The sequence below is a fragment of the Gorillibacterium timonense genome, assembly GCF_001457415.1.
Lineage (GTDB): Bacteria > Bacillota > Bacilli > Paenibacillales > NBRC-103111 > Gorillibacterium > Gorillibacterium timonense.
Window position 1 is genome coordinate 1,461,363 of record NZ_LN881724.1, and the last position, 25,588, is coordinate 1,486,950.

A 25,588-nucleotide genomic window follows, 5' to 3' on the forward strand; every position below is an offset into this window, starting at 1 on the left:
TGATCCGCTTGAACCCCGGCAAACGGTACAGATGGGTGGGGTACATCCTCTCCCTGGCCATCCTCCTCTTGGGTTTCTCCACGCCCTTCCAAAGCCTGGCCTCCTTTCCTTCCCATTACCGCATGTTCAACGGCCAGGAAGCCCGGCTCTCCCTCTCGGTGCCGGTATCGGCCCAGGTGTCCGTTGAGAATCCGGACGTCCTTCATATCAACGGCCTCTTTCGTTATTTTTCCCAAGTCAGCTTAAAAGATCCCATCCGCGTCGCTTCGGCGGGAACCGGCCATACCGACATGCAGCTGAAGCTGTTTGGCAAAATCCCGATTCGTACGGTTCATGTCCAGGTGATTCCCGAGCTCAAGGTCATTCCCGGCGGACAGACCATTGGTGTTAAGCTGAAGTCAGCAGGAATCCTTGTGGTAGGTCACCACCAAGTCACAGCTTCCGGCAATCGCAAGGTGTCTCCTGGCGAGGAAGCCCGCTTGCAGCTCGGGGATATGATCATCAGCATCAATGGGGTTCCGATCAAAGAAGTCGAGAAGGTCGGTGCATTTACCGAAGAAGCAGGCAAAAGCGGCAAGCCACTCGAGCTTGGTGTTATGCGAAGGGGAGAGAAGCTGACGGTCAAGCTGATGCCGGCGTACGACATTCTGGACCGCTCTTACCGGCTTGGCTTGTACATCAGGGACTCTGCCGCAGGAGTTGGGACGCTTACCTTCTACGCACCATCACGCAACACCTACGGAGCTTTAGGTCATGTGATCACGGACATGGACACGCAGATGCCCATTGCTGTCGGCGGCGGAGAAATCGTCCATTCGAATGTGACGTCCATTGCCAAGAGCCAAAATGGTGATCCGGGTGAGAAGATCGCCCACTTCTTCCGGGAGGGCAAGACGCTCGGCAACATCGAGAAGAACACTTCCTTTGGGATCTTCGGAAAAATGAATGCCTCTCCCGATCATGGAGTCGCAGAGTCGGCCATTCCTGTCGCCTTTGCCCATGAGGTTAAGCCAGGTCCAGCACAGATCTATACGGTCGTGAGTGGGCAGAAGGTGGAGAAATTCGATATTGAAATCACCCATGTGTCTCGACAAGACTTTCCGGCAACAAAAGGGCTCGTCCTAAAGATCACCGATAAGCGGTTGTTGGAGAGAACCGGAGGAATCGTTCAGGGGATGAGCGGCAGTCCCATCATTCAAAACGGGAAAATGGTCGGAGCCGTCACTCATGTCTTCGTCAATAATCCGACCAACGGATATGGCTGCTTTATTGAGTGGATGCTGAGGGATGCGGGCCTTCTGGATGATCGTTCGGCCCAGGAGGAAGGCAAACAGGCAAGCTGAGCGGAATCCGAGTACTCCTGATGTCAGGCACCCCAAATGTGGGGGCAGGCATCAGGAGTTTATTTTTGCAGCATCTCCGTTCTCCTTCATTTGTCGAAAAAAATCAGAACGGGTCTAAAATAATTCAGTATACTCAATAATCAAAAAAAATGAAATAAAAAAATGTTTCGACAGAAGGAATCCTCGTTGTTATGTCGAATACATTTACTGGAAGGGGCGAAAAGAGGAAAGAGGAGGATATGATCTTGCAGAAAATCGATGTGCTTTTGGCAGATGACAACCGAGAATTTACTTCTTTGTTATCGGAATTCATCAACGATCAGGATGATATGTCTGTTGTTGGGGTAGCCTATAACGGGAATGAAGTCATTCGCTTGATGGAACAAGCGAAGAAACTTCCCGATGTGCTTATTCTTGACATCATCATGCCGCACTTGGACGGTCTGGGCGTACTTGAACAGCTTCGGGAAATGAATCTTCATCCGATGCCCAAGATCATTATGCTCACGGCCTTTGGCCAAGAAAACATCACGCAGAAAGCGGTGCAGCTCGGCGCCTCGTATTACATCCTGAAGCCATTCGATATGGATGTTCTCACGAATCGCATCCGCCAGCTGGTCGGCACTTCGCCGTCATCGGTCACCAGCTCCATTTCCTCCAAGACCAACGTCGTCCCGATGAACAAGGGCAAGAACCTGGATGCCAATATTACGAGCATCATTCACGAAATCGGTGTTCCGGCCCATATCAAGGGCTATCAATACCTGCGTGAAGCGATCACGATGGTGTACAACAACATCGAAATCCTCGGTGCCATCACGAAGACGCTGTACCCGGCGATCGCTGAGCGCTACAAGACGACGCCAAGCCGCGTCGAACGCGCCATCCGCCATGCCATCGAAGTGGCCTGGACGCGCGGCAACATCGACAGCATCAGCTTCATCTTCGGCTACACGATCAACATCAGCAAGTCGAAGCCGACCAACAGCGAGTTCATCGCGATGGTCGCAGACAAGCTGCGGATTGAGCATAAGGTGAGCTGAACGGACGAGTAATAGAGGGACAGCAAGGGATTTCGGGTTTTGGAAACGGCATCCAGCCAGTGCAATTTTGGCTACTAATATCCGAGAATGCCTGTTTCAACCCGATAGACTTTCAAAGCTCAAATCAACCAAGACCACTTATTTATTGGTGTTCCATACACTAATGAAGGAGTGGTTTTTCTATGACGGATTTTGAATTTCAGTTGGACAATTTTATGCTTTACTGCTCGTCAAAGAACTTGTCCAGAAAGACATTGGCCAGCTATGAGCAAACACTGAAGTTGTTTGGGAAGTACCTGTCTGAGCAGTTTCAGATTGAGGATGTAAAAAAGGTGCAATCTGGCCATTTGCGGCAGTACATCAAATATTTGAAGGAGAGAGGCAAGTACACGGTTGTAAATAAAGAACAAAGTAAGAATGTTAATCATCCTGAGAACCGCAGTGATTTCAAGAAGGAAGTCTCTATGACGACCATTGCCAATTATGTACGGAATATCAAGGTTTTCTTCAATTACTTATATGATGTGGAAAAAGAGATATCCAAGAACCCGGTAGACAACATTGAGAATCCCAAAGTAGAACGGAAGATGAAAAAAACACTTACAGCTGAAGAACTGAAAAAGGTATTCGGGCAATTTGATACATCGACTTTTCATGGATACCGCAATTACACCATCAGCAGAATATTACTGGACACAGGAATGAGAATTGGTGAATGTCTCACCTTACAACCGGAGGACTTTGATTTCAAGCATAAAAGTATCCATATCCGTAATCCGAAGAACAATCAGGAACGTTTCGTTTACTTCTCATTCAAATCATTCAATGAAATCAAGCAATGGATACGGTACAAAGATCGGTATTCGGATAGCCCGTTTCTCTTCCCAACAACAAGGGGAACCCAGTTGGAGATCCGCAACTATGAGAGGGCATTGAAGGAAGCAGGAGAGAGAGTGGGCATAGCCATCCATCCTCACCAGTTGCGAAACAACTTTGCGAAGTATTACATCTTGAATAACGGGGACTGGTTTAGTCTATGCCGAATTCTGGGGCATTCCTCCGTCGAGGTCACTCAAAAAGCATATCTGGATTTCTCTGATGAGGAAATTGCCAGAAAATACCAAAAGCATAGCCCTCTTACTTATTTAGAGATATAAGCATGACCGAGATGAAGAAAGAAGCATGCTGCTGTGGGGGATGATCTATTGTGGCTGAAAAGCTCCTGCCTGACCGTTAGAAGACATTGCAAGCTCTCGTTGGCGAATTAATTAAAAACACGAAAAAGGAACAAATAAAACATCAGGGAGCTTCCGAACGTGGAGCTCCCTTGCTATTTCCCCCTTCGGAGATATCATTTGTCGGTGTTCTCCTTCCATGCCTGCCGAATCCATCAGAAGCCCTCTCGCGGCGGCCATGGAACATTGTCCATCGTTACTCTCCCAGCTCCTTGATTGTGGTTATGGGAATCGGATAGTTGGACAAGACCAGCAACGAACATATGAATGACTTTGGCCCGGCCAAAGGCCTGAATCAACTTCGTTTCAATCTCCCACAACTGGATTTCCCGGATCAGCTTATTGACTGACGTGTTGAACCAGAACTCGTAGCCATAACGCTCGGTTAAGCGGTATTGAGAAAATACAGGTCGGCCGAGAGGTGCCCTTAAAGGGATTATTACGTATTAGAAATCGCCTTTACACAATGCTTAGCTGCTTGTTTGAAGGATTTGCTGAAGAATGCTGCTGCTAAAGGCTTTTTGACGAGAGAAAACTAAAAAAATGCAATGTTCTTCCGTTTTGACGAAAACGGCGATTTTGCGTCCTTTTCTCCGGATGGACCTGGATGAATCCCTATTGGTATTTCAAAAAATGCAATATCTCCGAGAAGAAATAGGTTTTTGTAGTCCTTTTTTGAGATTTGAATTCGAGCCCCAGGGGGTTCAGTTTGGATTGGTGTTCACTGGGACGAGAAGTATGCTATTTTTCTTTGTCATCGACCTGTGTCTACGCGATTCTGCGTGGAGGCAGGCCTTTTTGCTTTCCGGCTTAACAGCGAAGACAAGGAGCGTGAGAGGGCTCTACACCATTCAGAGGAGTAGATGGGAATGCAGATTCGGATTTGTGTAGCAAGAAGAACTGATGGGAGCAATGAAAAGCTCCACGGGGGGGAATGGTTGTCCTTGCCAATGCCAGTCAACGAGCTAGATAAGAAGCTAAGACGAATTGACGGCACTCCGGCTGATTGGATCATTACGGATTGGGAAGCACCGTTCTGGATTGAACCCGTTGAAGATGTGTACTGGATCAATGAAGCTGCTTACGCGATTGCGGGGTATGACAAGCGACTTGTATACGCTCTGTGCGGCTGCTTGGAGAATCTGGATATGTTGCTCACGGTGCTAACGACAGGCCTTTACTACGTGCATTACGATGTGCAGAACCTTCAGGATGTAGCCGAGCGGCTGATGCAATCAGGGTGTTATGGCACCGTTCCGACGGCTATCTGGCGGTACATTGACATGGACAAGCTGGTTCAGGATTTGGTGAACAAGGGTTGGCATATGCAAAATGAGGTCAATACGGCTATTTTGCCGCTGCCTTGACGTTCGTTGGTTGCTGATGAATTCAATGTGGAGGAATGGGATACTTGCTGGGAATGTGACAACGAATGGCCTGTGTCTACGCTGTAGTGCGTGGATACGGGCCTTTTTTGTTTTGCCGCTTTTTCTTGCAAGACAGTGACTACGCGGAAGATGAGAAGCTTCCAAGAAGGGAGATGAGCCATATGGACATGAACTGGAATCAGTTGCAATACCGGCTCTCGGAATTGTTGATATGGGAGCGTGTGTTACGGACTACAGACATGCGGCAGTCAATGAATGCAGCCAACTTGGAAAAGAACCTGAAGGAGCAGGCGGAGATTGATGCAGCGATTCAAGATTGGAAAGCCCAGCGAAGAGCGGAGTGTCACATCAATCCGAATTGCTCCATTTGATGCTATGAAGCTGTTCCCCATTTCTGGGGATCAGTGATCAATTTTCGATATGGCATTTAAGTGAGAGTAAAGCACATTCCCCAAATTTGGGGAGTGAGATTCTATGAAAGGAGGTGTTAACAATGGTCGTTAAACGAGGCTTACCAGAGGACATGACAGTTCTGCTCCGGCAGCTTGTTATGAATGGACACATTCGTATAGCCGGAACTGTGCTCTATGTCTACTTCGTTCGGTGCTGGCAGTTGGATGAAGAGTGTGCCGCGTACTACATGCAGCGATATTTTCAGAAGTATTATGCTTCACAGCTTCAGAAACACAAGCAACGCTCAATCAAGACGTGATCCGTGTTCTTACTATTAAGAAGGGAGGTGAAATACATGAACAATCTAACACAGGCTACGCAACGCAAGAATCAACGTAAAGGGACTCCGCGGCTTAATTCATCCGAAGGCCGTCAGTACATGCTGGCTCTTGTCCTCTCCGTTCTGCATCAAATGAAACTTGAAGAAAAGAAAAAAGGTGGCCCACAAAAGGAGCACACCAAGTAAATAACCTGTAGTCAGCTTACCAAATTTCCATAACAGCTACAAGCGGGGGAGGCCATTCCGGTCTCCTCTGTTTGCATTTCAATCATGCCTAATTGGAGGTTACGACTCATGCAATCATACCATATGAACACGCTCAAGAACCTGTTGGCGGATACTCTGTGCGAAAAGACCAGCAGCTACATTATTGAAGAGATTTTCTGCCGTTTCTCCACGTTGTCGGAGCTATTTAACGCTTCCGAACCGGAGCTGCTTGCGATCAAGGGGGTTGGCAAGGTGAAGGCACGCCAGATCGTGTCGGCCTTGAAGCTGGCCCGTGCTCTAAACGTGCCAACAGGCGAGCCTTATGTCATTCGCAGTCCAAAGGATGCGGCTCTTCTCATGACGCCGGAGCTCGGATATCTGCAACGGGAAGAGTTCCACTGCATCTATCTGAACACCAAGAATCAGGTCATTGGCACGGAAGGCATCTCTGTTGGCTCATTGAATGCCTCCATTGTTCACCCAAGGGAGGTATTTAAGTCAGCCATTAAAAAAAGCTCCTGCTCGATCATTTGTGTTCATAATCATCCCAGCGGCGATCCGACCCCCAGCCAGGAAGATATCGTTCTGACCAAGCGTTTGGTTGATGCCGGGGAGATTATCGGGATTGATGTATTGGATCACTTGGTAATCAGCAGCCACAGTTACTGCTCCATGAAGGAGAAGGGCTATATGTAACAGCAAGCAAGTTATGTTAGTGCCGCCCTTGACACGGAGCCTCTGTCGCCATGATACAAGGCGATAAGGCGATGCCATGAACCAGCATCGCCAAGGCATCAGCCTATCATGGCGACCCCTCCGTATAAAGGGCTTTGGAGTTGCTACCTGCTATCATTAACTTTCATTTTCGAGATGAGGAAGCAAAGCTCTAACCAGGTCGACAACCATTCGCTTCTGCTTGGGTGTAAGTCTTTTTGTAAGGTGGATTAACTGATTTTCCTCAACATCCTGTTCAATGTTTACGGAATCTTGCACAAGAGAATCAACTGTCACTCCTGAAGCCAGTTTAATGAGCGTTTCGACTGATAGCTTACGCTCACCTCTTTCAATATGTCCGAGATAAGGTTCCGAGATCCCAACTATTTCCGAAAGCTTTTCTAATGTTAAACCGAGCTTATGTCTTTCAGCTCGTATTCTTGTTCCCAATTCATAATAGTTCATTAAGTCATCCCCTCTTACCAAAACTGTAGAGGAAATGGGGCGACTCATTAATTCACTATAAGACTTCTTATATACTCCTATAAGCATTGACGACATTTGGTGATTTTTGTATGCTTGTGAAGAATCACGCGTTTTATCTTCATTTATCACAACGGAGGGATGCAAGATGGCAGTACAGAACGGTCATGGCACCGAGTATTATCCCAGCGGCTGCGTCAAGTACGTAGGGGATTTCAAAAATGGTGTCTACCACGGGAAAGGCAAATTCTATTGGGAAACGTTTGAAGGAGTTACGCTCCGTAGAATGGACGGAACCATTGCAAAGCCGCATGATGCCAATGGGTTTCTGATGTATGAAGGCGAGTTCAGGAACGGGGACTTCAACGGGCAAGGCACATCTTATTTTAGCGACGGCAGACTGTGTCATTCGGGAATGTTTCGGGATGGCCGACCAGCCTAATTCTAATTCAGGGAGGTATAAGCAATGAATGTTCAGGATGCTGTGAATCTGGTACAGCAAGCGGTTCAATACAAACGATTGGGAAATTATCAGGCATCGCTCGCCAACTATTTGCAGGCGGAGAAAGTGCTGGGCAACGAACCGGAGCTGTATAAAGGCTTGGGGAAGGTCTATTACATATTGGGGCAGTACCAGAAAGCCGTGGAAAGTTACATGAAGTGCGTCCGGTTAACCGGAGATGCGGATATCAACATGCTCATGCACATGGGCCATGCCATTTGCGATCCCGAGGCATCCTCTTTGGAGGAGAAAGCTATGGCAGAGAACTATCGCTGTTCTATTGACCCTTTCTTTGAGCAATCGGGTAATCGGAAATACAGACAAACCCGAATCGGATATGATGCTGAAGAAAACTACGATCGGCGTTGTATCAATACTGCGGCCTCTATGTTCAGATAAGTCGTCATGAAAGAGGGTTTGGTACATGTTGATGGCGTCTTACTTTGATTCATATTGCTGCAAATGCGGGTTTCCGATTTTGAAAGGAGACATGTTCGATTATCAGCCGGAGAATCGCAGTGGAGATGATGCTTATTGCTTGATCTGCCATGCAGGAATTCCTCCAGAGACTCCATGTCCGCATCTTGCGGTTTGGACAACGGGTTATCAGTACTCATCCTCCAGAAAGATCAGGCACGGCCCGTGGAGTGGAGAGACAACGATTATATGCGAGGTATGCCATGCCAAGTTATCTGAATTTCCTGAAACTACCCTTGCAGTGAAGACAATGTTGACAATGCAGCATGGAGGCATGCGGCCGGTCACTAAAACCGAATTAACCATCATGCACCACCTTTTTTCCAGACACATTCACCGATTTAATATGGTTGCTGCGGCCTTATGGAATCTGATACAACAAAATGAGCTTTCGGAATCACTAATGATTGCTACCGAAGCACATTTTGACAAGCTACTTCGGATGCTGCCGGACTGAGATCAATAAAAAATCAAACTGACAAATGGAGTGATGGAAATGCTCACGCTTAATCAAGTCAAGAGTCTGGAATCACTGAGCCCGGCAGAAGTTTATTTCACAATTAGCAGCGTATTTGACTCATTGCAAGGATTGGGGTGCTCCAGCGGCTCCGTAGATGCTGGAGTTCTTTTCTATCTTGCTTATCAGGGTGATGGCGATGAGTTGCTCGATGATATTGTGAAACACATTCGTCGTTACGGAAGCTCGCAAGACTCCCGCATCTTTGCCCATGTCATAACGGAATTATCCATGCAGATGAAGTTGACCGTGGCACAAAGTCAGCAACTCTCAAGCCTGGTGGAGGGTATTATCAAAAAAATGTATATGTAAGCTATTCATGAACGAGGTGACACAAATGCGAAGCTTTAAGGAAGCTTATACGTTTATGGCTCAAAAGTCTCCATTGGAAATTTTCTATGAAGTCCTTCCTTATGTGTTGGAAGCAGAATCGCGGGGAAAACGATTTGGTGATGATAAAATCGCCATGCTGACAGCCGCGTTTGGAGGGAAATTTGATAAGCAGGTGCTCAATGATCCGCCTATTCGTGATCTGCTGGAAATAAGCGACTGGGGGTGGAACAACCCTGGAACATCTTCAATCCGTTGGGGAGAAAAGTATGCAAAATCCCAAGCGGAACAGTTGCACTATAACGCAATTTGCAACTTGATCGGCAGCAAGTCAGATCAGGTATATGAATATCTCGTTGAAAATGCTCGCACTGGTTTTGCTTATCGTCCAGGATGTCAATTTGACATGAACTCTTTCTGAATGCGTAGGAATTTTAACTGCTTACATATCGCAAACGACTAAGATCAGGATGGTGTTACGATTGAGAAGAACAACAAAGTGCTGGATGATGTTGTTATGTCTATTGTTGCTTACCACGAGCTTTGTTGGTATCGCTTCTGCGGACAATGGACGTCCGATTCGCTTGATGCTTAACGGAAAGTATATCAACTATGCCCAGCCGGTGTCTAAGAATGGGCGGATTCTCGTCCCAATCCGGGCGATAAGCGAAGGACTTCAAGCAACGGTCCAGTACAAGGCTGCGAATCAGCCTATCGTTATCAAGCTGGGCAAGAACTCGCTGCAATTTACGCTTGGGAAGAAGCAAGCCTATGTCAACGGGAAGACCGTCCAGCTTGATGTACCGGCTCAGGCTATTGGCGACACAACTTATGTTCCGATCCGCTTCATTTCGGAAGGATTGAATACGGATGTTGAATGGAACGAGGCGGCCCAGGTCGTTGCTGTTGAAGCCAAGCATACGGCAGGGGAGAAGGTGCTGAGTGTTCAGGAAGCCCAGGCCATTGTGCAAAAAGAGGCAGGAAACGGGGTTACCCTGAAAGCAAACGGCACTCAGTTCCTTCGCTTTTACAGCTTCAAGGCGAATGATAATTATGTTACTTATGATTTTCTCTACTTGGTCGATAAGTATAGCGGCGAACTGTTCACCTACGATATGGCAGGAACCTTCAAAAGCTTGACCAGAGCAAAGGTGTTCGAGCTTGTACAGGCCAAGATTGAGCCGATCATCGAGTATTCGGGTAAAATGCCTAATATCTCGGATGATGGGTTTGAAGAAACCGTGAATGGGAAATCTCTTTACAGCTTTGATATTTGCTATGTAGGAGCTAAGAATCCTTACTATTACATCACAACCGTCTACGCCGACAAAGATGGGACTATCCTCTATATGTTGGATATGAGCGAAAAGATCACCACCTTCTCCGATAAGCAGTTCAAGGAGCTTGTGCAGGCTGCAATAAAATAAGGTTAATCCACAAATCATGAAAGATTCGTGAATAGTCCCAGCTATAGAAGGCTTTTGGTCGAAATGTACCGAAAGCCTTTCGTATATCCAAAAACAGCCATTATTCAAACTGATCTGAAAAGGAGAGCAAATCGTGAATAAAAGAGTCATAAAGTTGTTTATGGTATTCATCTTGGCAATTACTGGTATTGGGGTTTCCCCAACACTGAACTCCCCTTCTGTAGAAGCAGCTTCTTCCACTTCCGCCCAGTCCGAACAAGGAAGCATCACTATTGTTATCGTCAACCCCGATACCAAACAGCCGGTTCCTGACCTTCATCTGTACATCGACGGCAAGGATGTTGGCACCACGGATAAGAACGGCTCGGTTTTCCTCGATAACCTGAAGCTGGGGCATTACGATGTAGAGCTTCGGCCGGCAGGTACAACCAGCGGCACCACGAACGGCTTTTACGTAACAGGAGAAGGGGATCGGACAGAACTCTGGTATTCCGGTTCGGTGTCATCGGATTCGTCTGTTTCGTCCGGCTCTCGTTTTAGGCCGATTGTTGTCAATACGACCCCTTCTCTTCCGGCGGCTAACCGAGATACGACAGTTACCATATCCTTCGACAACTCTATTCCTGCGGCGATTCAGACCTACATAAAAAAGTTGGCGGTGGATCTTGACCCCGTCGTGCGAAATTATCTCGGTGCTCCGATCAAGAGCGGCAACCTCATGCTGAAATACGCAGCGGGCTCTCATACGACCCTCAGTCAGGACAAAGCCGTCATGACCTTTGGCAAGTTGCCCAATACGGCCAAGGAAAACGACAAGGATTGGGATGAAATCTTCCTGGTGAACTACATTCATAAGTATTTGGACGGAGGCAATATTCCTATTCCCGGTGTCCGCTATACGGAGAACCTGGCACATTCCATTAAGGAATTAGTGGCAGAATCCATCACCGCCAAGGGGACCCGAGCCGTGGCATTCCGCGGCATCAACTACTACCTGGAGGCGTATCCCGCTTTTCAGAGCCTTAAGCCCGAGCTTGTGCTGAATACGGGCAACACCAGCGATGCCGCTTCCGCTTTTAATAGCGGCAATTTCCTGCTTACAAACAACGCTTATGACAAGCTAAATGCTTTTACCATCGAGTATGCCAAGTCTGTATGGCTGAAGCTGGCCTACGCTCGTTATCTGGAATCCGGTTCCTGGGATTTCTTTTACCAGTTGAAAGAGCAATTGGTGCAGAAGAAGCCACTGGATCGAACAGGGTTTGAAAGCATGATCACGGTACTTGTAGCAGTGGTAGATGGCAAGGCTACTCCGGAATGGATGACAACACAAGCCTTGTTCCGTGGTAGCATTCAGGACAAGCTTGCGATCAGCCTGCTTGTAGCCGATGGAGATTTCTTCAATGTGGCAGGTCGCAATAACCCCGACATGATCTATCCCTTTGTCATCAGCCGTACACCTGGCGAAATTGTCGATACAGATGTAAAGGTTACGGTGAAGAGCAGTAAGGGTGGCGTGATTCTGAACCAAACGGTAAAGAGTGGATTCTCCCACGATGGAAAGATAGGCGTTAAGCTTCCCCAAGACAAATTGACACCGGGAACCTATACGGCGACGGCGGAAACTACCTACCAAGGAACTACCGTGAAAGACTCGCAGACGTTCGTGGTCTATTCAACGGACGGCACGGATGGCTATTGGCTCAACTTGAACGGATCAGATGACAGTCGGAACACGAAAGTAGCCGTCACCTACGATGCATCGATTCCCGCCGCCAGCAAAGGCTATATCGATCTTCTGATCAAAGAGCTCGATCCGGTCATTCGACAGATTGCCGGAGCTCCACAAGCCAACAACAACCTTTTGATCAAGTATGATCCAAAGGGACTGGCCGGAATGAACGGCGACATGACCCAATTGAATCTGACCTATTTGCCGAAGGCAGGCAGCAAACTGGATACAAACTTCGATGCTTTCTTCTTCATCGAGTATTATCACATGTTCCATAAGGGCACCACGATCCCAATCGAAAACGCACGGTACACGGAGAACATCAGCCAAGCCATGAAGATCGTGATCTCCCATGTTCTGAAGCAGAACGGCATCCGCGATACCAGTGTGCCTTCTATACCGTATTATCTGAACTTGAACAAAGTGTTGGAGAACCTGGGACCGGGCATACTGGTGAACCTGGGCCGTACAAACGGCAACGCCGGTGGCGGGAACCTCGATGTGCGTGCTCAATGGAAGGAAAGCTCTAAATTTATGATGGGCATGAACGTGTTCACACTGGAGTATGGCCCAACCCCTTGGTTGGTGCTGGCGGATGCTTACTATAAACGCAACGGAGACTATGGGTTCTTCCGGGAGCTGCAAAACGCCTTGGCCAAGAAGACTCCCGCTTCCGCAGAAGAGTTCTACAAGCTTATAGATGCTCTTGTTCCCGCTAAGATTAACGGGAAGAAAGCCGGGGATTGGTTGAAAGGTACGGCTTTATTCCAGGAGCTGCCGAAAGAAACCTTGTTCGTGAAGCCGTTGCCGATTCAGGGAACCAGCCGCTTGATTTATGGCATGGACAACCCCGGGGCAATCTTGCCATTGGCAGTTTCTCGCAAGGGAGCCGCAGAGATCATTGAGCAGGAGTATACCGTGTCTGTCGTGAACAGTAACGGGAAGACGGTATTCACCCAAAAGGTTAAGCCGGAGCTGGACGGAGATATGGGCTTACCCAAAGCTGTGAAGCTGCCGAAGCTGGTAGCGGGCAAGTACAAGGCTGTGCTTGCTGTAGTGGTTGACGGGGAGGTAGTTTCTGGAGAGCAGGCTTTTGCGGTAACCAAATAAGATTCCTGACTAACGAGGTCGCTGTCATACGATGGCGACCTCTCTAGCTGTTAATAGAAAAAGCCGCTCTATTCATCATGTGCGACACTGTATTGAAACAAAATGAAAGGTGAAGAGAAAGGATGATGGGCATTCCCGTTAGAAGTAAGTAGGTATGAATCAAAATCAAATAGTCGATCACCTACTAAGGAGCAGAATGATGGATTCTTTAATACATCTGGACGAGCTTGTTTGCATAGCGATCTATGAGGCAGATATCTTTAGGTCGATGTGCGAAGAGTTGGACATTCACCCAGCAACAACATTCTTGATGTCGATATCTGATGATGAGCAGAGGCAGTATGCTGTTTTCCGAATCAATGGCTGCGTCACGGACCAGAGAGTCAGGAAAGTTGCTGTTGCCTGCCTGCAGGTGCTTCTCAATGGTAGCTACAATAGACGGAAGCTCCAGAAACGTTTAGCGATGTTCCAGAACGAGCACGACCGGATTTCCACGCACCTTTCCATTTCGGATCAAGTCCCGGTTGGAAGGCTGGACATGGTATATCTGATCGAAACGGCATGTTGTAAAATCAATCATGAATCATCCGGCGGCAATGGAGCCAAAAGCATTAAGGACTTCTTAAACGATATTGGATTGAGGCTGAACAAGAACGATGCTGATTTGGAGGTTGTTCGGAGACCGATGAATCCGCAAGCTGAAATTACGAAATCATGTGGGCCCCTATTATATATATTAGACACCGGGCACAATTTCGTAAAAATCAATTTTGCTGTTAATAGCCAAATGGATCAACAGGTTGATGGCGATCCAGAAACAGATCGTACCCGTTCACGCCTTGCCTGGGATGATACTGATCGAATTGATTCCTTAGTAGCGAATGAATCAACAGCATGTCGCCTGCTGCAAGCTCTTGATCGACAACAGAAGTTGACTATGAGTGAGTTGAACGGGCTGTGCCAATCACTATGTAACATTAAAGCGGCAGCAACAAGGTTGAAGCAGTGGATGAGGCTAACCGATATGTACTCAGAATTGCAAATCGCGGTGATTGATCGTCTAATGTCACGCTACAGAAGAATTGGCTATCCGCACAATGCGATTCGCTGCAAAAGCTTTTGTCCTTACCATGAGGATTGTAGGCAAAGGCAAGAAATCGTGTTTTGTTGTGTCTCTGATCTGCTGAAGCAACGCCAAAACCATATCGCTACGATGAAATCATCCGGAAGACAGCGTAAAGCTCCTGAAACGATTCGGAATGAAATGAGGGAGCAATTTGACCGAGATTTGAATTCAGATGAGAACAAGGCCTACGTGTATAAGTGCTTCGTTGGAATCGGTAAGACACAAATGTATCTGGAGAGGATTAATAGCTTCATTCAAGATGAAGTGACGGTCATTATTGCTTTACCAACTCATCAGCTCAAGAACGATGTAATGAGAAGACTTGCTGAGCACGTTAACCAGGAAGTCATTTCGGAAAGAATTGTGAATGTGCCTGACCTACCCAAAGTAAACGAGAGTTTCGAGGAAGAAGTTAAAAGCTATTATCGGATTGGGAACAGTTCTGGAGCCCGTAAATACATCGAAGACTATTGGAGGGCAAATATTGCTCCCAAGGACCACAATGAGCTAACTGATGAAGAGTGCGAACTGGAGCAATATCTACAAGTAACCTCCAGTCTGCATGACAAGGATCAAATGTTGGGCAAAATCATACTGACAACTCATGAGCGGTTATTCTCTCTGGTACATATCCAGCCGGATATCGTTATTATCGATGAAGATATTACGCCGTCCCTGCTAAAGCAGGAGAGTGTTGGGAAAAGTGAGCTGTCCTCCCTGAAGCAGTTGGAGGAGCTTTTGCAGAATGACTCAACGCGGAAGGCGAACCATCAGACCATCATCACCCGGCTAAATGAAATCATCAACGCTGTACCCAACAGGCTGTATACTTTGACCAGGCTTAACGATAACAGCCTGAAAGCGGCCATACTGCACACCGTATCTCAACAGAGAAAAGAGCTATTCCAAAGCCGAGTCGTGGAGTTGTTGTTTAATGCTACGGAGTTCGTCACCCATGCAAGGGTCAATGAAGAGGATGAGGAGGAGGCAAATAAGGTCAGTTTTGTAGTACGAAGAGAGCTGCCTTTTCAATGTAAGACATTCATTATGTCGGCAACCGCAGATAGGGAGGTTTATGAACGGTTATTTCAGCCAGAGAAGGTCATCTTTGTTGAATTTGAACTGCCTATAGTGGCGGCGGCTATAACAATGAGGCATGATTATTCGTTCTCTAGAACGTGGTTTAAGGAGAAAGCCAGTGAACTGGACGACTTCCTCCAATATGCCCAACTGCTTCGTGATTATGAATTAGATCGTTCACAGGGGCTTGTACGGAGGCAAAGCAAGAATCAACCTCTAATTATCACGTTCAAAACTTTTGAGGATGATTTCAAACGGCGTGACTTTGATCTTACCCTGCACTATGGGAAAGTATCCGGGATCGACGAGTATGCAGGAAGGAGTATTGTGGTATTCGGGACTCCGAATGCACACTCGGCTATCTATGCCCTTTATGTCAATGTTCTTTTTCCTGAACACCGGTTGCAGAACATTCCGGCCTATACAGGGCAGATAGTCAACAACGGCAGATACCAGTTCCATTTTCGAACGGACAAGGACAACGAGAAGTTTCGGAAGATTCACATGTGGATGGTCGAGAGTGAGTTGGTACAGGCGGTAGGAAGAGCAAGGCCCATAACCAATAAAGCACCGATTCGAATCTATTCCAACTATCCTCCGTCTGTGTTCGATCTTACCTATTTGAATAACCAATCCAAGAAATAACCGTATTGACAAGAAGCTGGAGTCCAATCGAAGGATTCCAGCTTCTTGTCTCATTTAATCCGTCTCACAGCAAAATCCTCGAACCAGTTGCTCCCGCAAGCTTGGCAGATGATGAATTCTCCAGCTACGTGGTATTGTCACCGGATTGATCCCAATACTCCGAAGTCTCTGTAATCCGCGTTGAAACGAAGTTCGACTTCCTTGAATGAATCGCCCCTCGATGCTTATTCCTTGCTCATACTGCTTTCGGGCAGTTTCCACGTTCCTCGCTTGAGCAACGAGATTCAGAATGTCATACATGGTTTGTTTGGTTCGGTCCTGCAAGTCCGTTTCTTTAATTCGTTTTCTTGCTTCATACAGACTGTAGAAGTCCCCACAGCCGATGCTTTTGTCGTAATAGCCCACAAGCAGCTTCTCGGCCAGAAGAGGATTGAGGAAGTGCTGGACTTTTTTGGATTCAAAGCCCTCCCGTTGCTTGATGTAATTCGTCTTATCCCGCAGACATTGAATTTCCAAACGTAACAGGTTCTGAGCTGTATCAAGGTGCTCCTTAGTAATGCGTGTATCCTGGTGCTGCATTCGCTTGGCCAGTTCATCCTGCTTGTTGTAGAAGTTTATCGTAACGGAACCTGACTTGGCATAAGCACTGCCGGACAGCTTGTTCTTAGCCTCGAAGTATCGGTTCGGCACGGCTGAGCGTTGAAAGAGCCGAATGTATTCGTCAACGTGCTCTGAGCTAATATCCACGCAATAGTCGATGCGTTTGCAGGTCCAGTGATCAAAGCCAGGCAAAAGGGAAGCTGTCCTGCCAAAGATGATGTGTATCTCATTATCGAACGACTCTGCAATTCGACTTATTTCCGTACATAACGTGGACTGAATGATATTGTGCGGGTTCAGCAGCACCTGAGGATTCAGCCTAATCTCAAGTCCTCTATACGTACGTCCAGTCTCGCCGTGGTGATGGACCAGACTGATCTCCCGGAAGCCGATTCTGCTGTAGTAAGTGCATGTATGCTTTCCGGCGATGGTTGGTAACTCAAGTTGCTCTGCAATAGCTCTAAAGCATTGAGGATCGGATACAGGCGTTGTCAGGAGCATGGTATGGAGCATTGGACGTCCTTCTTTCTCGTTCATTGTAGTGGCTTTGGTAAAAGCTGATGAGGCCATGAAGCCTTATGTAGCAAGGGTTGAGGGAAAGTCAGAGTACAGGGAACATGTCGTGATCATGTAGATGCTGTTTAGATTTTTATTACTGCTGCGAAGAAGTCATCTACATGATCTTGATTGTGTCCATTATGTGAATTTTGATTTGCTCATTTTTGATTAGACCCGTTTATCACGAAAGTTCCAGCGGTTATCGCTGTTCACATAGATATCGCAGTAAAGCAAAGAGTTGAGAGAAGAAACCACATACGTGCTGTTTCGGCCAGGGGAGCGATCCTCTGGCTTTTTTGCGTTTTACGCAGGACCAACATTCCAGACAGGAGCCGATCAATATGAACATTGTGATTTACCTGAGAGTATCGAGTGAGCAGCAAGCGAATAAAGAGTTGTCCATTCCTGCACAAAGAGAGGCATTGCACCAATACGCTTCCGAGCATAATTGGGACATCGTCAAGGAGTATGTTGATGAGGCAAAATCGGCCAAGACTGCCGATCGCCCTGAGTTTCAGAAAATGATAGCGGCAGCTCAGCAGGCTGAGAAGGATTTTACCGGCATTCTCGTCCATAAGTTCGACCGGTTTAGCCGCAGCCGAGCGGATCATGTGGTTTACAAGGCTCTTCTGAAGAAGCACGGAATAAATGTTTTCTCTGCAATGGAACCAACGGAGCCGGACACGCCACATGGAATGCTGTTAGTAGGGATGCTGGAGGTGATCAGTGAGTTCTACAATGTGAATTTGAAACACGAGACATTGAAGGTGATGAGAGAAAATGTAACTCAGGGTTTTCATTGCGGGGGAAGAGCTCCATTTGGATATCGTCTAGTTAGGTCAGGCAGTAAAGTGAATTATGAATTCGGTCCAGATGAGGAGGTGAAGATCATCAAGCAGATATTTAGAATGGCTACCGAGGGAATGGGTGGAAAGAAGATTTCCCGTATACTCAACGAGCAGAACATCCCTACTGGTTGCAAATGGCTCCCTTCAACCATCTTAGCCATACTTGGTAACGAAGCTTATCTCGGATATCGCATATGGAATAAGAAATTCTGAAGTGAATGGCCGCAAGAACCCACAGTCTGAATGGATTATCACAATAGATTTCCATCCAGCGATTATTGAGAATAGAGTATGGGAAATAGCCCAAGAACTATTAGGATTAAGAAGGGATGAGAATTACTTCTGCACTCATAATAGACACATTTGACAAAGGAATTTGTGGTGTGTTATATTTTAAATGTGAAGCAGATCTGAACACGTCTAAATCACATAAAGGAGCGTGTCCTGTATGATTAAAGTATGGCTACTTCGCCCATTGCCTCACGGTACAAACCAAATGCAGTACTTCTTGGACAACAACAGGATAGCCGTTGGTTACCCTGTAGGTGGCTCCTTGGCTAATCTCAGCCACGATGAACTCCGAGAACGACTTAGAAACGCTCCCAATAATGAGAACTGGGAGTCCGGTATAGGTAACGTTGTGAGGTTAGTTAGATTCATGAAACCTGGTGACATCGTTGTTGTTCCAGATGAAAATGCTCGGGATGTCTACCTTGCAGAAATCATAAGCGATTATATCTTCGAGCCACATCTAGACGAAAATCGAGAAGGTACTGGATTCCCGCATCAGCGTGAGGTAAGATGGTTCTTCGATAAGCAGCCTGTCATGCGAAATGAATTGCCTGAAGCATTGCTAAAGTCTCTTCGTTTCCCAGGAGCTACTGCCGAACTCTCAAAGCATCTGCCTCTAATTGCTGAGATAATAGGTGATGCAAATCTAGTTGAGACTGAGCACCAGCCTGATACAAACATCGGGCACCTAATCGACAAAGCTCTTCAAGTGCTAGAGGATGCTCTTAATAGTCCTGATGTAAATGTCTCACTCCAAGCAGCTGATATCGTATTACGGTACTCAAAACTATAGCAGATGCATTAACAGGCACGCCCAAACGGTGTGTCTGTTTTTTTACCCAAAAACCACTATACGAAGGAGATGTCTGTAGATGAAAGTTGCAATCTATGCCCGTGTGTCGTCAGATCGTCAAGCTGAGAAGGAGTTATCCATTCCAGCACAGGTCAAAGATATTCAGCAGTGTTGTCATAATAAAGGGTGGATCATTACTCAGGAGTTCATCGAGAAGGGGAAATCGGTAAAGACCGATAATCGTCCTGAGTTTCAACGGATGATTGCGATGGCGAAACGAACCAGTAAGAACTTTTAGGCGATCCTAGTTCATAAGTTTGACCGCTTCTCCCGTAATCGAGATGATCATGTGATTTACAAGGCATTATTGCAAAAGTATGGAGTAAAGGTGATGTCTGTTACGGAGCAAACCGAAGCGGAGAAACCACAGGACATGTTGCTGGAAGGAATGTTGGAGGTTATTTCGGAATTCTTCATTGCCAACCTTGCTGTCGAGGTTCGTAAGGGGATGAACCAGAATGCCAAGCAAGGATACAACAATGGAGGCACACCGCCATACGGCTATCGGACGGAGCATCTTGCTCTTGGGAACCAGAAGACGAAAGCAGTATGGTTACTTGGTCCACGTGAAGAGATTGATACCGTCCGTTTCATATTCAGCCAGTACTTTTCGGGTCATCATTCACAATGAATCATATATTGGCCGCAAAATATGGAACAAGCAGGATTATCAGACTACAGGGGTCAAGTGGCGGGATCGGTCGGAATGGGTCATCACGGAGAATGCTCATCCGCCATTACTAATGAAGAGTTATTTACCTTTGCAAAAAACGGTCGGAAGGCAGGCATACAGGCGGCGGTGTAACTCATAATTCTTATCAGATCAAGCCCGCATCTCCATTCTGGCTGCGTGAAATCTTCACTTGTGACAAGTGTGGGCCTAAGATGGTTGGTAACTCAACAGCTTCCACGAAGAAGTATGGTGGTCAGAAATACTATGTATGCGGGGGATACATGCGGAAGGGTAAAGAATATTGCCCGTATGTGGGCTGGCGGAAGGAGAGGGTTGAAGAAGTTGTCACCAACAAGTTACGTACAACGTTGTTGCGGCTGTCGCTGGATAATCATCTGGAAGAAGAAATCCGCATGTACCACAACGAGAAGAACAAGCATGTCATCGCTCAGGCATCGAGCTGGCGGCGGAGATTGCGTTCTTGGAGAAACGTGTGGATGCCATTAAAGACGATATACAGATGGGTAAGAGTAAGGCGTTCCATCAGGAGATGCTTGATGAGATGCAGACGGAATTGATTGATACATTGCGTCTGTGAAGTATGACATCCAGACATTGATTGGATTTCTGGATGCTGAGGTGCAGAATCCTCAGATGTTGCATCCATTGATCGGCAAGTTTGTATCGCTTATACAAGTGGTGAGGAAGAAAAAGCAAATGTACATCACATTACGGTTTGCGAATGCAGATGAGGTATTGTATGAGAAACTTATTGTAACGGGAATGTAGTTTTTATACTGCATACGAAACGGCTAATAATTCTTTTGACAGTGAGTTCACGGTATGGGAGTATTGGTTTATCATATTCCAATATCTTGAAGGTCTTGTTGACTAAATTTCGTATCAGTAATTAGGTGGGGATCTACCTTCACGGGTCACGGGTGATTAGAACAGTAATAACAGATAATAATCTTCCTGTTGAACTCAATCATCAAATTGCCATGCTCGGTACCTCTCGCGATTGTGTTCATTAACATGGCCTGGGAGGTGAAAGCTGGCGATAATGTTATTCTTGTTGTACCTATACTAATAACATATATACTATTAAAGAAGGGGAAATAAAATGCATTCCAAAGCGTACTTGGAGAAAGTGATTTATGAGATTCATCAGGCCAGTTCCTTTTTCTTAACCTCTAAGGCTTGGTCATCTCCAACTCATGGCTTTTCCTATGATCAATCGAGAAGTATTAAGTACATGGACGCATTAATGAAAGCAGGCTTGGTTAAAGAGAAACGCTCTGATGTAATCTGCATTCTGGGCGATTGGGAAAATGTTGCGGAAGGAATCATATTTACAGACAAAGCTCTATACGTTAAATCTCCCAAGAACAGAAGTAAGAATTTCAGGGTTTGTTATAGCGAAATTGCAAAAATAAATTATGATTCTGCCTCCGTAGAGTTGAAAATTTCAACAAGAAGCAACAGTGTATTTTATATCGATACTCCGATGTGGAGTAAAAGAAACATCAAGATATTTCTGGAGGTTGCGTCTGGAATTATGGAATTTGATGATGAAGACCGGAGGCGTCTAAAACAAATTGAATTGCCGAAGCAAGTGCATGAATCTTTTGCGGATATTGCTGCTGGAACTGTCTACGGCAATGTCAGCAACGCAAGTACGCTCTATGGCCAGGATAAGTTTGGAACACCAAGAGGCCACGGTTTTGCGGCAGAACGGGCAAATCATCTTTTTGATATGATGACAGGTAAGGATGCCAAAATTATTGGAGACGACAATGCCAAATATGGGGCAGACCGTGTCGTAAAAGGTATTAATATCCAATCGAAATATTGCAACAGCGGTTCAAAGTGTATTCAGGAGTGTTTTGAGAACGGCAGACTGAAGTATATCAATGCAGATGGATCACCGATGCAAATTGAGGTGCCATCAGATAAATATGAGGCTGCTATATCCGCAATGGAGAACCGCATTACTAAAGGAGAAGTATCTGGTGTAACCGATCCGGCTGAAGCTAAAAACATTGTTCGGAAAGGTCATTTTACATACGAGCAAGCAAGAAATATTGCAAAGTTTGGCACAGTTGAATCCATAACTTATGATGCTGTTAACGGGGCTGTCATATCTACATACGCATTTGGAATTAGCACTGTTCTTTCTTTTGCAGTTTCAGTATTGAATGATGAGGACTTAACCGAGTCGCTTAAAAAGGCTTCGTATTCAGGTTTAAAGGTAGGAGGTACGACATTTGTCACCGCCGTGCTCTCTAGCCAATTATCAAAAGCTGGTTTGAACAGTTTGCTCGTAGGTAGTTCCGAAGCCATTGTTAATGTGATGGGGCCGAAAGCTTCAGCTATGCTTGTTAACGCTTTACGAAGCGGAACGAATATATACGGAGCTGCTGCGATGAAGAGTGCTGCAAAGCTTTTACGGTCGAATGCGATTACAGCGGGTGTGTCTATTGTCGTGTTGTCGTCTGTTGATGTGGTCAATATTTTCAGAGGAAGAATCTCAGGAACGCAGCTTTTTAAAAATATTACAAATACAGCAGCATCTGTAGGGGGGGGGGCAGCCGGATGGGTTGGTGGTGCAGCTGCTGGGGCTGCAATCGGCTCAGCTGTTCCAATTATCGGTACAGCCATTGGCGGATTCGTCGGCGGATTAGCAGGAGCTTTCGCTGGAGGAAGTCTTGCAGGGAAAGCCTCGGACTCTTTGCTTGGTGTGTTTATTGAAGATGATGCTAAGCAAATGATTGAGATTATCGAGAAGTCGTTTATACAGCTCGCTGAGGATTATTTACTGAATAAAACTGAGGCTGAACGTATTATCGATGCCCTAAAAGAAGACCTGACCGGGGCTTCACTGAAAGATATGTTTGCCAGTAGCGACAGACAAACGTTCGCTCAGAATCTACTAGTGCCACATATCGAGAATGAAGTACGGACTCGCAAGCGGGTTAATCTTCCAAGCACTGATCAAATGATACAAGGTTTACGAGACGTATTAGAAGAAATTGCAGATCAGGAACAATCTATATTGTGAACCAACAAGGGATTGGTCTCCGCCTGGGATGAGCGGAAGAAGACAATCAGGCTGACCCGAAGGGAATCCGGTGACGGGGAGTTACTAAGGTGACATCAAAACTGTCACTACACCCGTAGAAGTCTATGTTGCGTTTCTTGGATAGTGGTTTGCACAATGGAAGACTAGACCTAAATATTGACAAAATGTCATAGCCTCAGCTATGCTCAGACTAAGGCAATTTGAGCAATAAATAATACCAATGAAACCCGATAAATATCTGGTTTTGCTTGTATTTAAGCTTCTTGAAAGTACCTTGCAACCATCACCAAATCCCTTTACCCGGCCATCGCGGAGAAATTCAAAACGACCCCGAGCCGCGTCGAGCGGGCTATCCGCCACGCCATTGAAGTGGCCTGGACCCGAGGCAACATCGACAGCATCAGCTTCATCTTCGGCTACACGATCAACATCAGCAAGTCGAAGCCGACCAACAGCGAGTTCATCGCGATGGTCGCAGACAAGCTGCGGATCGAGCATAAGGTGTCGTAAATCATTAGCTGTTCTGTAACGCCATTCCTTCAAGGAGTGGCGTTTTATTTTTTGTAAAATGAACTCACACTCATTCAATTTTTAGCTCCCAATCTCATCCATATTCTAACTCCCATTGAAAGTTCGGCCATTTGGATAAACAATTATGCGATTTTTTTGTCATGATATAAAATCTAGAATATCGGGATATCCCTTGATATACTGGACGTGTCCGGTTTCATTTCGATAACCAGATAAGGGAGTGAGCAAAATGATGGCGATCCTAGGCGCGATAACGTTTGGCTTTGCAGTGATTATATATTTGCTCTTGGCTTTCGGTTTTCCATTTGGTGAGTTCGCTTTTGGAGGGCAATACAGAGTGTTGCCGACGAAATTAAGATGGCTATGTGGGTTTTCGATCTTTATTCAACTCTTTGCGGTTCTGATCATTTTGCAAACAGGTAAAATCCTGCCACTACTTTTTTCCTTACCCATCACGAGAGGAATTTGTTTCTTCTTTGCCGGCTATTTGACGATAAACGTGATCATGAATCTTCTATCCAAAAGTAAAAAAGAAAGGTTGATTGTGGGTCCGTTCTCCTTCATAACAGCGCTCTGTTATTGGATAACTGCAATAGAATAAGGGGATTCCAGCATTTTCAATTCGGGGGTATGTCTAATTGTGAAACCGAACAGCTTTACGCGGAGGGACAGGCATGATAGGCTAACCTAGCCTGGCGATGCCAGCGAAACACAGTTCCCTAACGAGGTAGAAAATGAACTGACATACATAAGGAGCGCAAGCATGAACACATCGGAGTTTCAGCAATATGTGAAGGAATACAGCAAGCTTAAAGGGTTCGATACGAGTACGATTGAGCAGAGGATGCTGTACTTAATGACGGAAGTGGGGGAGCTGGCGAAGGAGGTCTTGAACGTTTCTTTTGCTCCTGAGGAGGAGAAGAGCGAGAACCTGGGATTTGAAATGTACGATGTGGTGTGGAATATCTTCGATCTCGCCAATAAGCTGGGGATTGACCTTGATCAAGCCTTCAAGAAGAAGCTGGAGATCAACGAACAGAGAACATGGTAATTAACAGAGAGGCCCTGTCCGATAAGACTCGCACCACTTTTATGATAGGTTGGTAGATGATAACTGAGGAGGTCTTAAGGAATGGAAAAGGAAGAGTTGAGAGCGATCGCGAAGAACGGATTCGCCATCCCCGACGGAAGCGAGGCGTATGCCGTCATTCGCGAGGTCATCGACCTGCTGGCGTCGCCTGACCCTGAGCTTCGGGACGAGCTTGCTTATGGTGCACTTTACCATTGGCTGCTCCTTGATGAGCTTCTCCAAGGACCGCAATTGGAAGAGCTGCTTAGGCTTGCGATTTCGGAGGACATGTTGTTTTCCGGCATCGGAGAAGAGGGGACGGACAGCGTCTTTTTACGGACGTTTTCCTCTCTGTTAATCGCTTTGCTGCTCGCACGTGATAACCGGGAAGCGATCTTTGCGAGAGAAACTTATGACTTTACCTTGGACGCCTTGGTTCGCTACTGCTTGAGCGAGAGGGACTTTCGCGGGTATGTGGAAGTCAAGGGCTGGGCGCATGCGGCCGCCCATTGCGCAGATGCGCTTGATGAGTGCGCAGCGAGCCGTTATGCCGGTATGGAAGAATGCGAACGGATCTGGACCGGGCTTCGCGCTCTGCTGGACCGAGCACCGCAGGTCTATCAAGCGGAAGAGGATGAACGGATTGCTACGGCGGTTTTTACCATGATCCATAGCGGGAACGTTACTTTGGCGCAGGTATGCGAATGGGCAAAAGCCTTGAATACATTACCCTCGAAGGAGCTCTCGGATCGGTATAGGACGACGAATGGGAAGCACTTCATTCGAAGCTTGTTCATGCGTTTACAAACAGATGAATACCGTTCACAAGCAGAGCAACTGCTGGAGCTGGAAGAAGATTTCAATCGGTTTCGGCAGTAGTTCTAATTACCCATTTTGAGACTTTTGCAATGGAATATGCAGGAACTTCTATCTACTTTGTCGAATTTAGTCCAGCACTTTTCTGCATAATCCACTACATACGAAGAAGAGA

The 25,588-nt window shown here is 46.4% G+C and carries 26 protein-coding genes and 3 pseudogenes; 27 read left to right on the forward strand and 2 right to left on the reverse strand.

The features are described 5' to 3' along the window. Positions 1-8 precede the first annotated feature (8 nt). The 8 genes from spoIVB (at position 9) to radC (ending at position 6,645) form a co-directional block, all read left to right on the forward strand. Positions 9-1,343 carry a SpoIVB peptidase gene (gene spoIVB / locus BN2684_RS19225; RefSeq protein WP_058303731.1) on the forward strand — a complete coding sequence of 445 codons (1,335 nt, stop codon included), beginning with the start codon at positions 9-11 and terminating at the stop codon, positions 1,341-1,343. A gap of 245 nt (positions 1,344-1,588) precedes the next feature. After that, the gene (spo0A, locus tag BN2684_RS19230) at positions 1,589-2,386 is read left to right on the forward strand and encodes a sporulation transcription factor Spo0A (RefSeq protein ID WP_058304633.1); all 798 of its coding nucleotides are present in this window, start codon (positions 1,589-1,591) and stop codon (positions 2,384-2,386) included. A 182-nt stretch (positions 2,387-2,568) separates the two neighbouring features. Then, positions 2,569-3,543: a tyrosine-type recombinase/integrase gene (locus BN2684_RS19235; RefSeq protein WP_058303732.1), complete on the forward strand. Its 975-nt coding sequence runs from the start codon at positions 2,569-2,571 to the stop codon at positions 3,541-3,543. 947 nt (positions 3,544-4,490) lie between these two features. Further along, on the forward strand, positions 4,491-4,988 hold the full coding sequence (locus tag BN2684_RS19245) for an antirestriction protein ArdA (protein ID WP_058303734.1): 498 nt from the start codon (positions 4,491-4,493) through the stop codon (positions 4,986-4,988). Positions 4,989-5,170: 182 nt separating this feature from the next. Next, positions 5,171-5,380 carry a hypothetical protein gene (locus BN2684_RS24590; RefSeq protein WP_148450021.1) on the forward strand — a complete coding sequence of 70 codons (210 nt, stop codon included), beginning with the start codon at positions 5,171-5,173 and terminating at the stop codon, positions 5,378-5,380. Positions 5,381-5,502: 122 nt separating this feature from the next. Next, a complete protein-coding gene (locus BN2684_RS19255; RefSeq protein ID WP_058303736.1) occupies positions 5,503-5,721 on the forward strand; it encodes a hypothetical protein in 219 nt (72 codons plus the stop codon). Positions 5,722-5,757: 36 nt separating this feature from the next. Beyond that, positions 5,758-5,928, forward strand: coding sequence for a hypothetical protein (locus BN2684_RS24595; protein WP_159065819.1), 171 nt, complete (start codon positions 5,758-5,760; stop codon positions 5,926-5,928). 108 nt (positions 5,929-6,036) lie between these two features. Then, entirely contained in the window at positions 6,037-6,645 is a 609-nt protein-coding gene (radC, locus tag BN2684_RS19260; RefSeq protein ID WP_058303737.1) for a RadC family protein, read from the forward strand. A 156-nt stretch (positions 6,646-6,801) separates the two neighbouring features. On the opposite strand, the gene BN2684_RS19265 is transcribed toward radC, so the two are convergent. Beyond that, complete coding sequence (locus BN2684_RS19265; protein WP_058303738.1) at positions 6,802-7,128, reverse strand: helix-turn-helix domain-containing protein; 327 nt, start codon at positions 7,126-7,128, stop codon at positions 6,802-6,804. 166 nt (positions 7,129-7,294) lie between these two features. Between BN2684_RS19265 and BN2684_RS19270 the strand changes: the two genes are divergently transcribed. The 8 genes from BN2684_RS19270 to BN2684_RS19305 all read left to right on the forward strand — a co-directional run bounded on the left by BN2684_RS19270 (position 7,295) and on the right by BN2684_RS19305 (position 16,092). Next, on the forward strand, positions 7,295-7,588 hold the full coding sequence (locus BN2684_RS19270; protein WP_058303739.1) for a toxin-antitoxin system YwqK family antitoxin: 294 nt from the start codon (positions 7,295-7,297) through the stop codon (positions 7,586-7,588). A gap of 24 nt (positions 7,589-7,612) precedes the next feature. Then, positions 7,613-8,047 (forward strand): tetratricopeptide repeat protein, encoded by a 435-nt coding sequence (locus BN2684_RS19275; protein WP_058303740.1) that lies wholly within the window; start codon positions 7,613-7,615, stop codon positions 8,045-8,047. A gap of 25 nt (positions 8,048-8,072) precedes the next feature. Then, positions 8,073-8,582, forward strand: coding sequence for a hypothetical protein (locus BN2684_RS19280; protein WP_058303741.1), 510 nt, complete (start codon positions 8,073-8,075; stop codon positions 8,580-8,582). Between the two features lie 39 nt (positions 8,583-8,621). After that, positions 8,622-8,954 carry a hypothetical protein gene (locus BN2684_RS19285; protein WP_058303742.1) on the forward strand — a complete coding sequence of 111 codons (333 nt, stop codon included), beginning with the start codon at positions 8,622-8,624 and terminating at the stop codon, positions 8,952-8,954. 25 nt (positions 8,955-8,979) lie between these two features. Further along, on the forward strand, positions 8,980-9,393 hold the full coding sequence (locus BN2684_RS19290; protein WP_148450024.1) for a hypothetical protein: 414 nt from the start codon (positions 8,980-8,982) through the stop codon (positions 9,391-9,393). Positions 9,394-9,559: 166 nt separating this feature from the next. Then, positions 9,560-10,399: a copper amine oxidase N-terminal domain-containing protein gene (locus BN2684_RS19295; protein WP_234340325.1), complete on the forward strand. Its 840-nt coding sequence runs from the start codon at positions 9,560-9,562 to the stop codon at positions 10,397-10,399. 133 nt (positions 10,400-10,532) lie between these two features. Continuing rightward, on the forward strand, positions 10,533-13,241 hold the full coding sequence (locus BN2684_RS19300; RefSeq protein ID WP_148450026.1) for a hypothetical protein: 2,709 nt from the start codon (positions 10,533-10,535) through the stop codon (positions 13,239-13,241). A 154-nt stretch (positions 13,242-13,395) separates the two neighbouring features. Further along, positions 13,396-16,092: a hypothetical protein gene (locus BN2684_RS19305; protein ID WP_058303746.1), complete on the forward strand. Its 2,697-nt coding sequence runs from the start codon at positions 13,396-13,398 to the stop codon at positions 16,090-16,092. A 54-nt stretch (positions 16,093-16,146) separates the two neighbouring features. Here BN2684_RS19305 and BN2684_RS19310 read toward each other — a convergent pair whose 3' ends face one another. Next, positions 16,147-17,205: a phage/plasmid replication domain-containing protein gene (locus BN2684_RS19310; protein WP_058303747.1), complete on the reverse strand. Its 1,059-nt coding sequence runs from the start codon at positions 17,203-17,205 to the stop codon at positions 16,147-16,149. 386 nt (positions 17,206-17,591) lie between these two features. Here BN2684_RS19310 and BN2684_RS19315 point away from each other — a divergent pair, with 386 nt between their 5' ends. The 11 genes and pseudogenes from BN2684_RS19315 (at position 17,592) to BN2684_RS19355 (ending at position 25,476) form a co-directional block, all read left to right on the forward strand. Next, positions 17,592-18,311, forward strand: a complete 720-nt coding sequence (locus tag BN2684_RS19315; RefSeq protein ID WP_058303748.1) for a recombinase family protein — start codon at positions 17,592-17,594, stop codon at positions 18,309-18,311. A gap of 1 nt (position 18,312) precedes the next feature. Continuing rightward, a complete protein-coding gene (locus tag BN2684_RS25425; RefSeq protein ID WP_392389021.1) occupies positions 18,313-18,465 on the forward strand; it encodes a recombinase family protein in 153 nt (50 codons plus the stop codon). A gap of 81 nt (positions 18,466-18,546) precedes the next feature. Continuing rightward, positions 18,547-19,182, forward strand: a complete 636-nt coding sequence (locus tag BN2684_RS19320; protein ID WP_058303749.1) for a hypothetical protein — start codon at positions 18,547-18,549, stop codon at positions 19,180-19,182. Positions 19,183-19,261: 79 nt separating this feature from the next. Next, positions 19,262-19,873, forward strand: a pseudogene (locus tag BN2684_RS25090) (recombinase family protein). Next, positions 19,809-20,054 (forward strand): recombinase family protein, encoded by a 246-nt coding sequence (locus BN2684_RS25095; protein ID WP_234340278.1) that lies wholly within the window; start codon positions 19,809-19,811, stop codon positions 20,052-20,054. Before BN2684_RS25090 ends, BN2684_RS25095 begins: the two are co-directional and overlap by 65 nt. A gap of 73 nt (positions 20,055-20,127) precedes the next feature. Next, a pseudogene (locus BN2684_RS25100) lies at positions 20,128-20,217 on the forward strand (hypothetical protein); the annotation flags it as partial. An 821-nt stretch (positions 20,218-21,038) separates the two neighbouring features. Then, on the forward strand, positions 21,039-22,976 hold the full coding sequence (locus BN2684_RS24765) for a hypothetical protein (RefSeq protein ID WP_199825329.1): 1,938 nt from the start codon (positions 21,039-21,041) through the stop codon (positions 22,974-22,976). Positions 22,977-23,270: 294 nt separating this feature from the next. Then, positions 23,271-23,507, forward strand: a pseudogene (locus tag BN2684_RS24030) (sporulation initiation factor Spo0A C-terminal domain-containing protein); the annotation flags it as partial. Between the two features lie 250 nt (positions 23,508-23,757). Further along, on the forward strand, positions 23,758-24,129 hold the full coding sequence (locus tag BN2684_RS19345; RefSeq protein WP_058303753.1) for a hypothetical protein: 372 nt from the start codon (positions 23,758-23,760) through the stop codon (positions 24,127-24,129). Positions 24,130-24,291: 162 nt separating this feature from the next. Continuing rightward, the gene (locus tag BN2684_RS19350; protein ID WP_058303754.1) at positions 24,292-24,579 is read left to right on the forward strand and encodes a MazG nucleotide pyrophosphohydrolase domain-containing protein; all 288 of its coding nucleotides are present in this window, start codon (positions 24,292-24,294) and stop codon (positions 24,577-24,579) included. Between the two features lie 81 nt (positions 24,580-24,660). Beyond that, positions 24,661-25,476: a DUF2785 domain-containing protein gene (locus BN2684_RS19355; RefSeq protein ID WP_058303755.1), complete on the forward strand. Its 816-nt coding sequence runs from the start codon at positions 24,661-24,663 to the stop codon at positions 25,474-25,476. Positions 25,477-25,588: the final 112 nt, after the last annotated feature.

What these genes read in the sequence shown, in the direction of transcription:
- BN2684_RS19235 (WP_058303732.1), top strand. Translation starts at nt 2,569, where the DNA reads ATGACGGATTTTGAATTTCAGTTGGACAATTTTATGCTTTACTGCTCG.
- BN2684_RS19245 (WP_058303734.1), top strand. Translation starts at nt 4,491, where the DNA reads ATGCAGATTCGGATTTGTGTAGCAAGAAGAACTGATGGGAGCAATGAA.
- BN2684_RS24590 (WP_148450021.1), top strand. Translation starts at nt 5,171, where the DNA reads ATGGACATGAACTGGAATCAGTTGCAATACCGGCTCTCGGAATTGTTG.
- BN2684_RS19255 (WP_058303736.1), top strand. Translation starts at nt 5,503, where the DNA reads ATGGTCGTTAAACGAGGCTTACCAGAGGACATGACAGTTCTGCTCCGG.
- BN2684_RS24595 (WP_159065819.1), top strand. Translation starts at nt 5,758, where the DNA reads ATGAACAATCTAACACAGGCTACGCAACGCAAGAATCAACGTAAAGGG.
- radC (WP_058303737.1), top strand. Translation starts at nt 6,037, where the DNA reads ATGCAATCATACCATATGAACACGCTCAAGAACCTGTTGGCGGATACT.
- BN2684_RS19265 (WP_058303738.1), bottom strand. Translation starts at nt 7,128, where the DNA reads ATGAACTATTATGAATTGGGAACAAGAATACGAGCTGAAAGACATAAG.
- BN2684_RS19270 (WP_058303739.1), top strand. Translation starts at nt 7,295, where the DNA reads ATGGCAGTACAGAACGGTCATGGCACCGAGTATTATCCCAGCGGCTGC.
- BN2684_RS19275 (WP_058303740.1), top strand. Translation starts at nt 7,613, where the DNA reads ATGAATGTTCAGGATGCTGTGAATCTGGTACAGCAAGCGGTTCAATAC.
- BN2684_RS19280 (WP_058303741.1), top strand. Translation starts at nt 8,073, where the DNA reads ATGTTGATGGCGTCTTACTTTGATTCATATTGCTGCAAATGCGGGTTT.
- BN2684_RS19285 (WP_058303742.1), top strand. Translation starts at nt 8,622, where the DNA reads ATGCTCACGCTTAATCAAGTCAAGAGTCTGGAATCACTGAGCCCGGCA.
- BN2684_RS19290 (WP_148450024.1), top strand. Translation starts at nt 8,980, where the DNA reads ATGCGAAGCTTTAAGGAAGCTTATACGTTTATGGCTCAAAAGTCTCCA.
- BN2684_RS19295 (WP_234340325.1), top strand. Translation starts at nt 9,560, where the DNA reads ATGCTTAACGGAAAGTATATCAACTATGCCCAGCCGGTGTCTAAGAAT.
- BN2684_RS19305 (WP_058303746.1), top strand. Translation starts at nt 13,396, where the DNA reads ATGAATCAAAATCAAATAGTCGATCACCTACTAAGGAGCAGAATGATG.
- BN2684_RS19310 (WP_058303747.1), bottom strand. Translation starts at nt 17,205, where the DNA reads ATGCTCCATACCATGCTCCTGACAACGCCTGTATCCGATCCTCAATGC.
- BN2684_RS19315 (WP_058303748.1), top strand. Translation starts at nt 17,592, where the DNA reads ATGAACATTGTGATTTACCTGAGAGTATCGAGTGAGCAGCAAGCGAAT.
- BN2684_RS19320 (WP_058303749.1), top strand. Translation starts at nt 18,547, where the DNA reads ATGATTAAAGTATGGCTACTTCGCCCATTGCCTCACGGTACAAACCAA.
- BN2684_RS24765 (WP_199825329.1), top strand. Translation starts at nt 21,039, where the DNA reads ATGCATTCCAAAGCGTACTTGGAGAAAGTGATTTATGAGATTCATCAG.
- BN2684_RS19345 (WP_058303753.1), top strand. Translation starts at nt 23,758, where the DNA reads ATGATGGCGATCCTAGGCGCGATAACGTTTGGCTTTGCAGTGATTATA.
- BN2684_RS19350 (WP_058303754.1), top strand. Translation starts at nt 24,292, where the DNA reads ATGAACACATCGGAGTTTCAGCAATATGTGAAGGAATACAGCAAGCTT.
- BN2684_RS19355 (WP_058303755.1), top strand. Translation starts at nt 24,661, where the DNA reads ATGGAAAAGGAAGAGTTGAGAGCGATCGCGAAGAACGGATTCGCCATC.